Source organism: Pandoraea sp. CB10b_02, from assembly GCF_002216225.1.
Taxonomy (GTDB): domain Bacteria; phylum Pseudomonadota; class Gammaproteobacteria; order Burkholderiales; family Burkholderiaceae; genus Pandoraea; species Pandoraea nosoerga.
In genome coordinates this window covers 79,642-95,226 of sequence record NZ_NJGW02000004.1, presented here as the reverse complement: position 1 = coordinate 95,226, position 15,585 = coordinate 79,642, and the positions used below count along the sequence as shown (strand labels likewise).

13 protein-coding genes are annotated in these 15,585 nt (G+C 67.1%); 6 read left to right on the top strand and 7 right to left on the bottom strand.

Annotated elements, in window-relative coordinates:
• Positions 1-3: 3 nt before the first annotated feature.
• Positions 4-486 (bottom strand): phosphonate C-P lyase system protein PhnG, encoded by a 483-nt coding sequence (phnG, locus tag CDN36_RS05510; protein WP_287496201.1) that lies wholly within the window; start codon positions 484-486, stop codon positions 4-6.
• Positions 487-579: 93 nt separating this feature from the next.
• On the opposite strand from phnG, the gene phnF reads away from it, so the two are divergent.
• From phnF to purU, 6 genes are all read left to right on the top strand, one after another.
• Complete coding sequence (gene phnF, locus CDN36_RS05505; RefSeq protein ID WP_150553829.1) at positions 580-1,341, top strand: phosphonate metabolism transcriptional regulator PhnF; 762 nt, start codon at positions 580-582, stop codon at positions 1,339-1,341.
• On the top strand, positions 1,338-2,099 hold the full coding sequence (locus tag CDN36_RS05500; protein ID WP_287496200.1) for a DUF1045 domain-containing protein: 762 nt from the start codon (positions 1,338-1,340) through the stop codon (positions 2,097-2,099). The genes phnF and CDN36_RS05500 overlap by 4 nt, the downstream gene beginning before the upstream one ends.
• On the top strand, positions 2,096-2,668 hold the full coding sequence (phnN, locus tag CDN36_RS05495) for a phosphonate metabolism protein/1,5-bisphosphokinase (PRPP-forming) PhnN (protein ID WP_287496199.1): 573 nt from the start codon (positions 2,096-2,098) through the stop codon (positions 2,666-2,668). Before CDN36_RS05500 ends, phnN begins: the two co-directional genes overlap by 4 nt.
• A gap of 345 nt (positions 2,669-3,013) precedes the next feature.
• The gene (locus CDN36_RS05490) at positions 3,014-5,503 is read left to right on the top strand and encodes a GcvT family protein (RefSeq protein WP_150553826.1); all 2,490 of its coding nucleotides are present in this window, start codon (positions 3,014-3,016) and stop codon (positions 5,501-5,503) included.
• A 265-nt stretch (positions 5,504-5,768) separates the two neighbouring features.
• Positions 5,769-6,620 carry an NUDIX hydrolase gene (locus CDN36_RS05485; protein WP_150553825.1) on the top strand — a complete coding sequence of 284 codons (852 nt, stop codon included), beginning with the start codon at positions 5,769-5,771 and terminating at the stop codon, positions 6,618-6,620.
• A gap of 97 nt (positions 6,621-6,717) precedes the next feature.
• On the top strand, positions 6,718-7,590 hold the full coding sequence (gene purU / locus CDN36_RS05480; protein ID WP_150553824.1) for a formyltetrahydrofolate deformylase: 873 nt from the start codon (positions 6,718-6,720) through the stop codon (positions 7,588-7,590).
• Positions 7,591-7,701: 111 nt separating this feature from the next.
• On the opposite strand, the gene CDN36_RS05475 is transcribed toward purU, so the two are convergent.
• The 6 genes from CDN36_RS05475 to CDN36_RS05450 all read right to left on the bottom strand — a co-directional run bounded on the left by CDN36_RS05475 (position 7,702) and on the right by CDN36_RS05450 (position 15,310).
• Positions 7,702-9,072: an MFS transporter gene (locus CDN36_RS05475; protein WP_287496198.1), complete on the bottom strand. Its 1,371-nt coding sequence runs from the start codon at positions 9,070-9,072 to the stop codon at positions 7,702-7,704.
• 325 nt (positions 9,073-9,397) lie between these two features.
• Positions 9,398-9,844, bottom strand: a complete 447-nt coding sequence (locus CDN36_RS05470; protein ID WP_287496197.1) for a DUF488 domain-containing protein — start codon at positions 9,842-9,844, stop codon at positions 9,398-9,400.
• Positions 9,845-9,991: 147 nt separating this feature from the next.
• Positions 9,992-11,125, bottom strand: a complete 1,134-nt coding sequence (locus CDN36_RS05465; RefSeq protein ID WP_287496196.1) for a 2-aminoethylphosphonate--pyruvate transaminase — start codon at positions 11,123-11,125, stop codon at positions 9,992-9,994.
• A 106-nt stretch (positions 11,126-11,231) separates the two neighbouring features.
• Positions 11,232-13,088 (bottom strand): putative 2-aminoethylphosphonate ABC transporter permease subunit, encoded by a 1,857-nt coding sequence (locus tag CDN36_RS05460; RefSeq protein ID WP_287496195.1) that lies wholly within the window; start codon positions 13,086-13,088, stop codon positions 11,232-11,234.
• Between the two features lie 7 nt (positions 13,089-13,095).
• Positions 13,096-14,178 (bottom strand): putative 2-aminoethylphosphonate ABC transporter ATP-binding protein, encoded by a 1,083-nt coding sequence (locus CDN36_RS05455; protein WP_150553819.1) that lies wholly within the window; start codon positions 14,176-14,178, stop codon positions 13,096-13,098.
• 91 nt (positions 14,179-14,269) lie between these two features.
• Positions 14,270-15,310, bottom strand: coding sequence for a putative 2-aminoethylphosphonate ABC transporter substrate-binding protein (locus CDN36_RS05450; protein ID WP_287496194.1), 1,041 nt, complete (start codon positions 15,308-15,310; stop codon positions 14,270-14,272).
• Positions 15,311-15,585 lie beyond the last annotated feature (275 nt).

Below are 15,585 nucleotides of genomic sequence, written 5' to 3'. Positions count from 1 at the left end.
CATTCAGGCCTCCCGAGCCATCGTGAAGAATTCGACACGGCTCGCGGCCGCGTCGGCTTCGTGTTGCGCCGCCGCGGCAGCCAGCCGCTGCGCGATCGCCCTGAGCGGGCCGGCGGCGAGCGTGTCGTGATAGACGGGCATCTGCATGAGGGCGTCGAGCCGCGCCACGCGCTCGGCGCGTTCGGCATCGCGCCCGAGCACGTAACCGGTGCCCACCACGCCGTCGGGCTGGCGCAGGGTGCAGCGCGTCACCGTCGCTTCGCCCAGATTGAAGCGATCGCCGCAGCCGCCCACGCGGCCCTGCACGAGTACGAGGCCAGTCTGCGGCGCGCGCAACCAGACGAATCCGGGAGCGCCGGCGCAGCGCGCAATGGCGCCGTCCAGCTCATCGCGGGTGGCGCGGGCAAGCAGCGCGAGCCAGCGCGCGCGCGCTGGCGGCGCGGCGGCGCTCTCGTTGCCTGTCGTGCCGGAATTTGTGTTTGGCATGATTGTCTAGTCGTATAGACGTGTGTATGATCATCGAGACATCGGAGGGGTAATGCACGCGAACCCATTACAACTTTGCCGGGTGTCAATTTGATGACAGCACAACTCGAACGCGGCGGCGGTGTGGCCGTCTGGCGGCAGATCGCGCAGATTCTCGCCGCGGAAATCGGTCAGCGCCGGTATGGCGAGGGGGCGCCGGACGATCGCCTGCCCAGCGAGACCGAGCTCGCACAGCGCTTCGGCGTGAATCGTCACACCGTGCGGCGCGCGATTCTCGGACTCGCGCAGCAGGGGCTCGTGAGCGTGGAGCACGGGCGCGGCACGTTCGTGCAGGCGGGCGCCATCGGCTACGTGATCGGCCGCCGCACGCGCTTTACCGAAAATCTCTCGCAGCACAATCTCAAGACGGCGCAGCAGATCGTTTCGGCGCACAAGCGCAAAGCCGAGGCCCATGTGGCGCAGGCGCTGGGGCTGCGCGCCGGCTCGCCGGTCTATCGTGTCGAGCTCGCGCGCCGCAGTCTCGATGCGCAGGGCGTCGAATTGCCGCTCGCCTACAGCGAGAACTGGTTTCCGGCGGCGCGCTTTCCCGACTTCCCCGACGCTTTCGCGCAGCACCCGAGCATCAGCGAAACGCTTGCGAGCTTCGGCGTGACCGACTATACGCGCCGGGAGAGCCGCATCGGCGCGCGGCTGCCCGATGCGCAGATCGCGCGTCATCTCGGTATCAATCGCCAGCAGCCCGTGCTGAGCGTGGAGAGCACGGACGTGGACGAAGCGGGCAAGCCGATCAAGTACGGTATCGCCTACTTCCCGGCCGACCGCATGCAACTCGTCGTGCATGGGGAGACGGCATGACGGTCGCGCCCCGCCGCCAACCGCTGCCCGATCTCGACCTCGCCGTGGCGCGCTTTGCCGTCTACTACGCGCCGCCGCCCGGCTCGTGCTGGTGGAACGAAGGCAGCCGCTGGCTGGGCCGCGACGCCATCACCGGCCGCCAACTCGCTTGTCCGCACGTTCCCGGCCTTTCCCGCGCGCTCCGCGACCTGACGGGCGAGCCGCGCCGCTACGGCTTGCACGCCACGCTCAAGGCGCCAATGCGCCTGACACCGGACGCGCGCGTCGACGCGCTTTTCACGACAGCGGCCCGTGTGGCGGCACGCCACGCGGCTTTCGATCTGCCCGTGCAGGCGGACCTCATCGACACCGGGTGCGGCAAGCGCCCCGGCTTCGTCGCGTTGCGCCCGAAAGCGAACGATCCGGCCGGCGCGGCGATGCAATCGCTGGCGGCCGACTGCGTGCGCGCGTTCGACGCGTTGCGCGCCCCGCTGACCGAGGCCGAATGCGAACGCCGGCAAGCGCAGCGGCTTTCATCGCGCCAGCGCGAATTGCTTGCGCGGTGGGGCTATCCGCACGTGCTCGACGAATTCCGTTTTCACGTCACGCTATCGGACCGTGTCTACGCGGCGGACGCTTCGGCGATGATCGACTGGTGGCAGCCGCGCGCGCAGGCGCTCGGTGCGATGCGCGTCGAGGCGATCGCGATCTTCGTCCAGCCGGCGCCCGGCGAGCCGTTCATGCTTCACGAGCGATTCACCCTCGGGGAGGCGGCATGACGAAAGCGCATCTCTTCTATGTGATGGGGCCGTCCGGCGCGGGCAAGGACTCGTTGCTCGCCTACGCGCGCGAGCGGCTCGACACGGCGGCGCGCGGCACGCCGCCCGTGCTGTTCGCGCACCGCTACATCACGCGAGCGCCCGCGCACGGCGAGAACCACATCGCGCTCACGCATGCGGAGTTCGCACAGCGGCGAGCGCTGGGCTGCTTCGCGCTCGACTGGGAGAGCCACGATTGCCGGTACGGCGTCGGTGTGGAGATCGACGCGTGGATGGCGGCCGGTGCGAACGTGGTCGTGAACGGCTCGCGTGCCTTTCTCGGGCGGGCCGTGCGCCGTTACGGCGAGCGGCTGCATCTCGTGGAAGTCCGCGTCGATCCGCAGGTGCGGGCATTGCGCCTGGCCCGACGCGGCCGCGAAACCGGCGACGCGCTGCACAAGCGCGTGACGCATCGCGTCGCGTGGACGCCGCCCGACGGCGTGCCGCTCACCGTCGTCTCCAACGACGGCGCTCTCGCGGAAGCCGGCGACCGTCTGGTGGCCGTGCTCACGTCGCCGGGAAAGGGTTGAGCGACGCGACTTCGCTGGCTCGCCGGCGGGGATGGGGATGGGGATGGCGATGGCGATGGCGATGGCGATGGCGATGGCGATGGCGATGGCGCGGCGGCCATTGCGCCATGAGTCGCACGAAGCTCGCACCGCGTCTCCGGGGAGGGCATGGCGGTGCATGGCCCGGGTTTCGTGACGGCCATATGTCAGTCGCTATATCCGCCCTTCCTCCCCACGTTTCTGTGGCAATATGTGTTGTAATGTTGCAAATTATTGCAATGATGGGGCGATTTGCGTAATCTCACGTCATCGCCCACGACACATTGCCCGGCGTCGGCCGGTGCGAGCCTTTTCCGGAGCCCGCTCATGACTGCAGCCTTGCCCACCCACGCCCGCGTCGTCATCGTTGGCGGCGGCATCGTCGGATGTTCGGTCGCGTACCACCTCGCCAAGCTCGGCTGGACGGACGCTGTCCTGCTGGAACAGGGGCAACTGTCCTGCGGCACGACCTGGCACGCTGCCGGGCTCGTCGGGCAATTGCGCTCACAGGAAAGCATGACGAAGCTCATCCGCTATTCGACCCGGCTCTATGGCGAACTCGAAGCGGAGACCGGGCTCGGCACCGGCTGGAAGCCATGCGGCTCGCTGTCGGTTGCACGCACGGCCGAGCGGATGACGCAGCTCAAGCGCACGGCTGCCGTCGCGCGCGCCTATGGCGTGCAGTGCGACGTGATTTCGCCGCGCGAGGCGGGCGAGCTCTGGCCCGTGATGCGCACCGACGATCTCGTGGGCGCGGTGTGGCTGCCGGGCGACGGCAAGGCGAACCCGACCGATCTCACGCAGGCGCTCGCGCGCGGCGCGCGAAGCCGCGGCGTGCGCATTGCCGAGAACACGCGCATCACGGAAATTCACACGGCGTCGCCAAACGGCATCCGCACCGCGACGGGTGTCTCGTGGCGCAACAAGGACGGCGAGAGCGGGCGCATCGACGCCGAGATCGTCGTCAATTGCGCGGGGCAGTGGGCCAAGGCGGTGGGCCGGCTGTGCGGCGTGAGCGTGCCGCTGCATTCGGCCGAGCACTATTACATCGTGACCGAGCGCATCGCCGGCGTGCATCCCGATTTGCCGGTCATGCGCGATCCGGACGGCTACATCTATTTCAAGGAGGAGGTCGGCGGTCTCGTGATGGGCGGCTTCGAGCCCGACGCCAAGCCTTGGGGCATGGACGGCATTCCGGAGCATTTCGAATTCCAGTTGCTGCCCGACGACTGGGACCAGTTCGAAATCCTCATGGAGAACGCGCTCATTCGCGTGCCCGCGCTGCAGACCGCACAGATCCGGCAGTTCTACAACGGTCCGGAGTCATTCACGCCGGACAACAACTTCATCCTCGGCGAGGCGCCCGAGCTGCGCAACTTCTACGTCGGCGCGGGCTTCAACTCGATGGGCATCGCTTCGGCCGGCGGCGCGGGCATGGCGCTCGCCGAGTGGATCGTCGCCGGCGAGCCGACGATGGACCTCTGGCCGGTGGACATCCGGCGCTTTGCGGGCTTCAACGGCAACGACACCTGGCTGCACGATCGCGTGAAGGAAACGCTCGGCCTGCATTACGCCATGCCATGGCCGAATCGCGAACTGGACACGGCGCGGCCGTTTCGTCGCTCGCCGCTGTACGCGGCGCTGCTTGCGAAAGGCGCGTGCTTCGGGAGCAAGATGGGCTGGGAGCGGCCGAACTTCTTCGCGCCGTCGCCGGCCGAGGCGAAGATCGCATACAGCTTCGGCCAGCAGAACTGGCACGCCTGGAGCGGCGCGGAGCACCGCGCGTGTCGCGAGGCCGTGGCGCTGTTCGACATGAGCTCGTTCTCGAAGCTGCTCATCAAGGGCCGGGACGCCGAGGCCGTGTTGCAGACCTTGTGCGCGAATGACGTGGCCGTGCCGCCCGGGCGCACCGTCTACACCGCGATGCTCAACGAGCGCGGCGGCTACGAGTCGGATTTCACGCTCACGCGCCTTGCGCCGGACCAGTACCTGATGGTCACCGGCTCGGCCCAGACCACGCGCGACATGGACTATCTGGAGCGGCGCATCGCCGGCTTGCCGGGCGATCCGCGCTGCACCGTCGTCGACGTCACCGGCCAGTATGCGGTGCTCGCCGTCATGGGCCCGAACTCGCGGGCGCTGCTCCAGCGAGTCTCCCGGGCGGATTTCTCCAACGACGCTTTCCCGTTCGGCGCGAGCCGCGAGATCGACCTCGGCTATGCGACCGTGCGCGCCACGCGCCTCACCTACGTGGGCGAGCTCGGCTGGGAGCTCTACGTGCCGGTGGAGTTCGCCGTGGGCGTCTACGAGACGCTGCACGCGGCCGGCGCGGCGCTCGGCCTGAAGGACGCGGGCTACTACGCCATCGACTCGCTGCGCATCGAGAAGGGCTATCGCGCGTGGGGCCGCGAGCTCACGCCGGACACAAACCCCGTGGAGGCCGGCCTCGCGTTCGCCTGCAAGCTGGGCGGCGACGTGCCGTTCGTGGGGCGCACCGCCGTCGAGCACGCCAGGGCGAACGGCGTGCGGCGCCGGCTGGTGAGCGTGGCGCTCGACGGCGCGCGCGACAAGATGCTGTGGGGCGGCGAGGCAGTGCTGCGCGACGGCAAGCCGGTGGGGTTCGTTTCCTCGGCGGCATACGGTCACACGATCGATGCGCCCATCGGGCTGGCATTTCTGACGAACCCGCACGGCACGGTCACGGCCGACTACGTCGAATCGGGACGCTATGAAGTCGAGCTCGCGGGCGAACGCCTCGCGGCGCGCGTGCAGCTGCGTGCGCTGTACGACCCGAAGGGCGAGCGGGTGAAGGCTTGAGCCGCGCCAGCGCGCAAAGGCGTCGGCCCGTAAATGCGAAGGGCGAGGCCCGTGCGGGCATTCGAGGGCGGGGACGGTGCTGTGCGGGCCACCGGACGCCACCGGACACCACCGGGCGCCGCACCACACCGCTGGGCGCCGGCGACGGTCTGCGCCGCGCAGCACCGACGCCCGAGACGGGCGGAGTCCCCGCCGCTTCTGTAAAATGCCGCTTTTGCTTCGATTTCGCGCGTCTTCACCGAGGAGCGCGTCCGGTCTCTGACGTATGTCTTTTGCTTGTATTGCGGCGGCGCGCCGCTTCGACGACACGGCGCATTTGCCGCTCGTGATCGGCTCGCAGCGTTATGGATGGATTCGCCGAAGCGACGTGGCGTCGCTGCGCGACTGGCCCGACGTGTTCGAGATCAGCTCGCTTGCCGTGCGCATTCACCCGCGCCACGACACATGCGAGGCCCGGACGGCAGCGCTCGCCCCGGTCATCGAAGCGCTGGCCGCGCAGGGGCGCATCACGGGCTGGCGCAACGAGCGGTATGCCATTCGCCAGCGGCTCTACGACACGCCGCTCGCCTGGATCGAGCGGGCCGCCTCGCGATTCTTCGGTACGCGCACGTTCGCCGTGCATGTGAACGGCTACGTGCCGGCCCGCTTCATCGGCGAAGCCCCGAAGCTGTGGATTGCGCGCCGCAGCGTGCTCAAGGCGACCGATCCCGGCTGTCTCGACAACGCCGCGGCCGGCGGCATCGGCAACGGCATCGGCGTGGGCGACACGCTCGTCAAGGAATGTTGGGAAGAAGCCGGCATTCCGGCGTTTCTCGCCAGCGAGGCGCGTCCGGGCCGCACGCTGCACATTCTGGCGGAGATTCCGCAGGGCGTGCAGTCGGAGCAGATTTTCGTCTACGATCTCGCGCTGCCGCCCGGCTTCGTGCCCGAGAATCAGGACGGCGAGGCGAGTGCGCACTGGCTGTGCGCGGCAGGTCACGTGCGCGACGTGATCGCACGCGGCAAGATGACTGTCGACGCGAGCCTCGCGAGCCTCGACTTCCTGCTGCGCGAAGGCGCGATCCGCGCGAGCGAGTGCGCCGGCATCGAAGCGCTGTTCAAGCCGGCCGACGAATGACCGATACCCGTGCGCCGCGCGCGCTCGAACGCCGCGCGGCCACGAACATGAATTTCAACACTGCAACGACATTGCAAGCCTTTGCCCAGGAGCAATCATGGCACCGATCGAAAATAGCTACATTCTGAAGTTGTCCTGTCCGGACCGTCCCGGCATCGTCCACGCGGTGGCCGGTTTCCTGGTCGAGCGTGGCGGCAACATTCTCGACTCGGCGCAGTTCAACGATCGCTTCACGGGCGGCTTTTTCATGCGCGTGCATTTCCAGCAACTACCCGGCCAGACCGATCTGGCTACGCTGCAGCGCGAGTTCGCGCCGCTCGCCGAGCAGTACGAGATGCAGTGGGAACTGGTGGACGCCGCCATCAAGCCGCGCGTCTTGCTCATGGTCTCGAAGATCGGCCATTGCCTGAACGATCTGCTGTTCCGCTACAAGACCGGTCAGCTCAACATCGAAATCCCGGCGATCGTCTCGAACCACAAGGATTTCTACCAGCTCGCGGCCAGCTACAACATTCCGTTCCATCATCTGCCGCTGATGAACGCGACGCCGGAATCGAAGGCCGCGCAGGAGGCGAAGGTCTACGAACTCGTCCAGGACAACCACGTCGATCTGGTCGTGCTCGCCCGCTACATGCAGGTGCTCTCGGCCGATCTGTGCAAGAAGCTCGCGGGCCGCGCGATCAACATCCACCATTCGTTCCTGCCGAGCTTCAAGGGCGCGAAGCCGTACTACCAGGCGTTCGATCGCGGTGTGAAGCTGATCGGGGCCACGGCGCACTACGTCACCTCGGATCTCGACGAAGGCCCGATCATCGAGCAGGAAGTCGAGCGCGTGGACCACACGATGGACCCGGAGCAGCTGACCGCCATCGGTCGCGACGTGGAATGCGTGGCGCTCGCGCGCGCCGTGCGCTACCACGCCGAGCACCGCATTTTGCTCAACGGCCACAAGACGGTGATCTTCCGCTGAGCCGCAAGGCCTGCGCGCACACGCGCGCACGGACACGAACGACAACGCCCGGGGCACGATGTCCCGGGCGTTGTCGTTGGACAGAGGAGAGAGGCCGCGGCGAGCGAGACGTCAGCTTCGCTGGGCGAGTTCGCTGCCGGCGTCGCGGGCAAGCCGCGCGATCGAGGCCGTCGAGCTGACGGCGATCAGGCCAACGGCGAGGAACGCCCATGGGAAGTCGGCGTGCGTGACGTGGTCGCGGCCATGCAGATACGACGACGTCTGCAGCACCGCCGCGCCGATCGTGATGCCCAGGGTGAGCGAGACTTGCTGCGCCACGCTCGCAAGACTGGTCGCCTGGCTCATGCGATGTGCGGGCACGTCGGCATAGGAAATGGCGTTGAGACTCGTGAACTGCAGCGAGCGGAAGCAACCGCCGAAGAGCAGCGTGCCGAGAATGACGAGGTGCGGCGTGTGGCCGGTAAACAACCCGTAACCGCCAAGGGTGGCCGCGGCGATCACGGCGTTGGTCATCAGCACTCGCCGGAAGCCCCAGCGCTGCAGAATTCGCAGCGAAAGCGTCTTCATGAACATGGCGCCTGCCGCCGAAATGAAGGTCAGTGCGCCGGACTCCATGGGCGTCATGCCGAAGCCGAGCTGCAGCATCAGCGGCAACAGAAACGGCGTGGCGCCCACGCCGATGCGAAACAGCGTGCCGCCGGCCACGCCCGCACGAAACGTGGGAATGCGGAACAGGTCGAGTCGCAGCAGCGGATGCGCGAGACCCCTGGCATGGCGCAGATACGTCCAGATCAGCGCCGCGCCGATGGCGACGAGCCCGAGCGCCAGCGGCGTGGGAATCAGGTGACGGCCGATCGTGGACAGACCCAGCAGCAGGATCGACAGCCCGAGGCCCGACAGCACGAAGCCCTTCACGTCGAGCGGCGGCACATCGTTCTCGTACAGATCGGGGATGTACCGTGTGGCGAGCACGAAACCGAGCACACCGATCGGAATGTTGATGAAGAAGATCCAGCGCCAGTGCCAGTATGTGGTGATGAAGCCGCCGAGCGGCGGGCCGAGCACCGGCCCGACGAGCGCCGGAATCGTCAGATAGTTGAGCGCGCGCACCATGTCGCGCTTCTCGACCGACTTGAGCAGCGCGAGTCGCCCGACGGGCACCATCATGGCGCCGCCCATGCCCTGCACGAAGCGCGCGATCACGAGCTCGGGCAGGCTGGTCGAGATGCCGCAGCAGATCGAGCCGAGCACGAACACGCCGATGGCGGTGCGAAACACGTTTCGTGTGCCGAAGCGGTCGGCGATCCAGCCGCTCACCGGAATGAACACGGCGAGGCTGATGAGATAGGTCGTGAGTGCCAGCTTGAGCGTGATCGGGCTCTCGCCGAGATCGCGCGCGATCAATGGCAACGAAGTGGACAACACGGTCGAGTCCATGTTTTCCATGAACAGCGCGCAGGCAACGATCAGTGGAACGAGCATGAGGCGTGGCGTTGCCGGGAGCGGCAACCAGGTAAGCATTCGAAGCACGGCACGGCAGGCGGTATCGGCGTGCGCCGCGCAAATGGGGTCTACGGCGAAAACGTGACCGACCTCCGGGACGGCGCCGGCGCTGAAGCTGCGTTATAGCAAATTCGCCGCAGTGCGTCGCCGTCCTTGCGCGCGGGCCGGCGCCATGCGGGTTGGCGCGGCGCCCGCCGCGCGTCGGGGCGTTTCGACGAGCGGAATGCCGTGTCGCGCCACGATACCGCGTTGTTCCTGGCAAAACATCGGCAATGTGGCGGCAAAGTCCGCCGCAGCAGGGGCGTCAATGCCCCGCGAGGAAGTCGCGCAGCACCTCGAGGTGCGTGTGCGTGGCGTCGTCTTCGAGACGGTGCGCGGCCGTGAGCAGCGTGACGCGGCCATCGGCCAGGCGCGCCCGGAGCTCGCCGAGCGTGGCGTTGTGCCCGGCGTCGAGCGCGGCGAGTTCGTCGAGGTACTGCTTGCGAAACGCGTCGAACTCGTCGGGATGCTGGTGGAACCACTGGCGCAGCGGCGTGCTCGGAGTGACGTCCTTGGCCCAGAAGTCGATGTGTGCCTTCGCCTTGGCGAGACCCCGCGGCCAGAGGCGATCGGCCAGCACGCGCTGACCGTCGTCGGGCTCGGGGGCGTCATAGGCGCGCTTGAAGCGGATGTCGGGCGATTCGCTGCTGCGTTTGCGGGCCGGGGCGCGTTTAGCCGGGGGCGCCGCACCGGCGGCTTTCGGTGATGGCATGAGGGACGGTCTCCGCGGGGCGCGCATGCACGCGCGATACCTCGGAGCTTACCGGAGGGCGGCCGCGTGTGCGAGTCTCGCCCGCCGCGCCCATCCCGCCCATCCCGCCCATCCCGCCCATCACGCCCATCACGCCCATCACGCCGATCATGCCGCCCGCGTGAGCGGCGCCACCTGCCGGATGCCCAGCGCAGCCAGCGCTTGCCCGATCGCGGTCACGACATTGCGCATTTCGTTCTCGTCGATGGCGCCGATGCAGCCCACGCGAAACGTCTCGATCTGCGTGAGCTTGCCCGGATACAGGATGTAGCCGCGATCGCGCACGGCGGCGTAGAACGCCTTGAAGTCGTACTTGCTGTCGGCCGGCGCGTGGAACGTCACGATCACGGGCGCCTGCACTTCGGGCGCAAGAAACGGCCGGAAACCCAGCGACGCCATACCCTCGATCAACGTCCTGCAATTGCGCCGATAGCGCTCGCCGCGCACCGGCTGGCCGCCTTGCGCGAGAAACTGGTCGACCGCCGCACGCAGCGCAGCCACCACGTGCGTGGGCGGTGTGAAGCGCCATTGCGTCGTCTTCTGCATGTAGACGTACTGGTCGTGCAGGTCCATCGCCAGCGAGTGACTGTTGCCGGCGCTCGCTTCGAGCACGGACTTCTTCGCGATCACGAAGCCCATGCCGGGCACGCCTTCGAGGCACTTGCCGCTCGCGGCGATGAGCGCGTCGAACGGCATCGTGCGCACGTCGATCTCCACCGCGCCGAACGAACTCATCGCGTCCACGATCAGCCCCTTGCCGTACTTCTGGCAGACGCGCGCGATATCGGCGAGCGGATTGAGCAGGCCGGCGCCCGTCTCCAGATGCACTTGCGCGACGTGCGTGATCGACGGGTCGCGCGTGAGCGCGTCCTCGACGGCGGCGGCCGTGGCCGTCTGGTCTTCGGCAATGGCAAGCGCGACGGCGTCGCGCCCGAGATAGCGGCAGATCTTCAGAATGCGCTGGCAGTACGCACCGTTATCCGGCACGAGAATGCGCGCGCCCCGCGGCGTGAGCGTGCCGATGGCCGCCTCGACGGAGAACGTGCCCGAGCCTTGCAGCGGCACGCACACGTAGTCCTCGCCGCCATGCACGATGTCCACCAGATCGCGGCACAGCGAAGCCGTGATGCGATTGAACTGGGCGTCCCACGAGCCCCAGTCGCGCAGCATGGCCTGACGGGTGGCCGGCGACGTGGTGAGCGGGCCGGGGGTGAGCAGAATCGGTTCCTGACCGAGAATCATGACCGCCTCCTATCAAGCGGGGAAACAAGCGAGAGAAGTAACCGCACCGTCGACATTCGCGAACATGGCGGGCGAGGGCCCGTGGACACCGCGCCGCGCGCCGGCTTCATACGTGAGATCCGGAGGCGGGCGCGCCGCCCGACGCGTTCGGCGTGCTCGCCGTCGGCCGGCGCCACGCCTGCGTGTAGCGCTCCACCACCTGCTGAATGCCGTGATAGAGCAGGCAGACCAGCACCGAGGTGAGCACCACCAGCGTGGCCATTGCCGCCGCGGGACCGATGGAGCCGGTCTCGTCCATGTTCACGATGGCCACCGAGGCGAGCGACGTGTCGGCCGAGTAGAGGAACACCACGGCGGAGACTGTCGTCATCGCGTTCACGAACAGGTAGCGGCTGATGTCGATGATGGACGGCAGGCAGATTGGCGCCGACACGCGCCAGAAGGTGCGGTAGAAGGGCACCTTGAGCGAGGCCGAGACGTATTCGAACTCCGGATCGATCTGCTTGAGCGCGGTGAGCGCCGTGAGGTGGCTCGACGAGTAGTAGTGCACCACGTTGACGATCACGAGGATCGCGAGCGTGCCGTAGAGGCCGTGCAGCGGGTTCGCCTCGGACACGAAGAAAAAGATGTAGCCGAGGCCGAGCACGAGACCCGGCACGCCCATCGGCAACACGGCCATCATGCGGATGAAGCCGCGCAGCCAGGTCATGCCGCGCGTCTTCTCGAGCAGGTAGGCGATGACGAAGATCGCCGCGGTGCCCCACACGGCGCACCAGAACGCCATCTGCACGCTGTTGAGGTACGAGTCGAGCGCGCCGCTCTCCACGAGCCCGAAGCGATAGTGGCCGAGCGAGAGGCTGAAGTTGTACGGCCAGAACTTCACGAACGACGCGTACACCGCCATGCCGAGAATGGCGAGCATGATCGCGGCCATGCTCCAGCACAGCACCGCCATCAGCCAGTCGAAGCCGCGCGAGGGCTTCGGCGCGTAAGGCACGGCGCGCGCCGAGAGCAGCGCCTGCTGCTTGCGCTGCACCATGGCGTCCACGACATAGGTGATGCCCACGGGCACGAGCAGCACGAGCCCGACAACGGCGCCCTTGGAGAAGTCCTGCTGCCCGATGACCAGCTTGTAAATGTCGGTGGCGAGCACGTTGAAGTCGCCGCCGATGACCTTCGGAATGCCGAAGTCCGAAATCGCGTAGGTGAACACGATCATCGCCGCGCTGATCACGCCGTACTTGGCGCCGGGCAGCGTGATGGTGAAAAAGCGCCGCAGCATGGGCGTGCCGAGCGCGTCGGCGGCTTCGTACAGTCGCGCGTCGGTGAGCGAGAGCGCGGTGATGAGGATCATCAGTGCGTGCGGGAACGTGGCGTTCACCAGCGACATCACGATGCCCGGCGGGCCGTAGATGTCGATGTCGCCCATGAACGGGCGCAGCAGCCCCTGGTTGCCGAACCAGAAGATGAACGAGATCGCGGGCAGCAGCGTCGGGCCGAGAATCGGAATGAGCGCGATGTTGCGCAGCAGTGTCTTGCCGCGAATGCAGCTGCGCGTGAGCGCGTATGCGAAGATGAACGCGAGCGGCACGGTGAGGCAGGTCGTCACCGCCGAAATCCAGACGCTGTTCCAGATCGAGCCGAGCAGCGCGGGCGAGTGGAAGTACTCGCGAAAGTGCTGCAGGCCCACGAACCGGCCGTCGCCGTCTTGCACGCTCTTGACCAGAATCGCCGCCATCGGCGCGAGCAGGAACAGCACGCCGGCGGCGGCCGCCGCCAGTAGCAGGGCCTGCGCGAGCCGGTCCGTCCAGTGCGAGGCCAGTCGCACGGGGCGCAGGGCCGGGACCGGCGAGACCGATGAGACCGATGGGAGTGATGAGGGCAACGACTGGCTCCCCGCCTCGCCGGTCGGACCCGCGTGCACGGGTGGCGCACTGCGCAGTGTCGAAGGTACGGAACTCATCTCGGCTTCACCCCTGGCGGAAGACGCGCACGGCGGCGCTTGGCACGGCAAAGCGCAGGGCGCCGCCGGCGGCCGGTTGCAGGGCCTGCATGTCCGCAGGCGAGAGATCGGCGTAGAGCGGGTGCTCGCACGCCTGCATGCGCAGCGTCACGCGCGAGAACGCGCCGAGGAATTCGATCTTCTCGACGGCGCCATCGAAGACGTTGGCGTCGTCGTCGAGCTCGTCGAGATCACGCACGCGCACGTCCTCCGGACGGAAGAAGACGCGAATGTCCTCGCCGGTGCGGCAGCCGTTGAGCGTGCCGCAGGTGAGCTCGTACCGGCCGACGTGTACGCGCCCGGCATTGCCCAGGCGCGCGGGCAGGATGTTCGTCTTGCCGACGAAGTCGGCGACGAACGGCGTGGCAGGGCGCTGGTAAATCTCGCCCGGCGTGCCGACCTGCTCGATCACGCCCTGATTCATCACCACGATGCGGTCGGCCATCGACAGCGCCTCCTCCTGATCGTGCGTGACGAGAATCGTCGTGATGCCAAGGCGCTGCTGCAGCGCGCGGATCTCGCCGCGCAGGCGCACGCGCACGCGCGCGTCGAGCGCGGACAGAGGTTCGTCGAGCAGCAGCAGGCCGGGCGAGGTGGCCAGCGCGCGTGCAATGGCAACGCGCTGCTGCTGGCCGCCGGAGAGCTGACCGGGAAACCTGCCGCCCGCATCGGGCAGGCCGACCATCGCGAGCAGTTCGGCCACGCGCCGGTCGCGCTCGGCGCGCGGCACGCGGCGGTTCGTGAGGCCGTAGGCGACGTTTTGCGCCACGCTCAGATTCGGGAACAGCGCATACGACTGGAAGACGATGCCGTAGTCGCGCCGCATGGGCGGCAACGTCGAAATGTCGCGTCCGTTTTGCGACAGCGTGCCGTGCGTCTGCGCTTCGAGCCCGGCGATGATGCGCAGCAGCGTGGTCTTGCCGCAGCCCGAAGGGCCGAGAAAGCACAGCATTTCGCCGCGCCTGACCTGCAGATGAATGTCGTGCAGCACCACGGTGTTCTCGAACCGCTTGTGAATGCCGTTCAGGCTCAGATAAGTGTCGTCGCTCATTCGGGGGGACCCTCCTGCGGTGTTCGCCCTGTGATCAGTCGGTACGGACCGGCGGTGTGTCGCGCCCGTCCGTCCCGGATGCCGGCCGACGTTACTTCTTCTCTGACTTCGCGCCGTAGCGCTTTTGCCATTCGGCCAGCACCGGCTCACGGCTCTTCGCGATTTCGGTGAAGTCGTTCTTCACGAGCAGGTCGGGGTAGTTCGCCGGGATCGTGTCGAATTTCCTGGCCACGCCCGGATAGGCGACGATGGCCCAGTCCTTCGCGTACATCTGATTCGCTTCCTTGCTGGCGAGCCAGTCCATATAGCGTTTGGCGGCATCCATCTTCTTGGTGGTTTTCACGATGCCGGCGGCTTCGATGTCATAGCCCAGCCCTTCCTTGGGGAAGACGAGATCGATCGGCGCGCCCGCGGCCTTGGTGCGATGCGCGTTGAACTCGAACGAGATACCGATCGGGTATTCGCCCGCGCCCGCGTCGCGGCACGGCTTGGAGCCGGAGTGGGTGTACTTGACGATGTTCTTGTCGAGCGCGTCCATGTACTTCCAACCGCCTTCCTTGCCGAACATCTGCAGCCAGGCCGTCACGTCGAGAAAGCCCGTGCCGGACGTGGCCGGGTTCGGCATCACGATCATGCCCTTGTAGACGGGTTTCGTGAGGTCTTCCCAGGACGTGGGTTTCGGCAGATTGCGCTTGGCCGCCTCCACCGTGTTGAAACACACCGTGGCACCCCATACGTCGAGGCCGACCCACGACGGCGGGTTCGCGCTGTCGCTGTAGGCGCGCGTGAGCTGATCGAAACCCTTCGGTGCGTAAGGCGCGAGCAGGCCTTCCTGTTTGATCAGCTCCAGACTCGAGGCGGCCAGCCCTGCGATGACGTCCGCCTGTGGATTGGCCTTTTCCGCGAGGATTTTCGCGGTCACGACCCCGGTGGAGTCGCGCACGTACTTGATCTCGATGTCCGGATTCGCCTTCTGGAACGCCTCGGCATACGGGCGCATGACTTCGACTTCCCACGCCGTGTAGACGGTGAGCGTGGTCTTGGCGAGCGCCTGACCCGCCTGGGCCGCACAGACGATCGCGGCGGCGAGGACAGCGGCGGCACGCGTGGCGCGGCGCAACGGTTGGTTCATGGATGGCTCCTGTGGGTCGCGCTGTCAGTCGGGAAGTTGACTTCTCCGAGGCGATGTGTTGCATATTATTGGCAATTTATGTCTTTTTATTGAAACCCTGGGTGTTTGTCATCTGCGCGTCAAATACCTCCAATAGTATGGAAATCGTTGATTCAGATAGGGTTTTGTCGTTGCCTGCGCCGACTCGCCCCGACGGTGCCGCCAAACTTGCCTGCAAAGTCGGATGTGTTTTGTTGACAATCTACAAACCGCTGTGCTTGAATGTCAAGCAACAA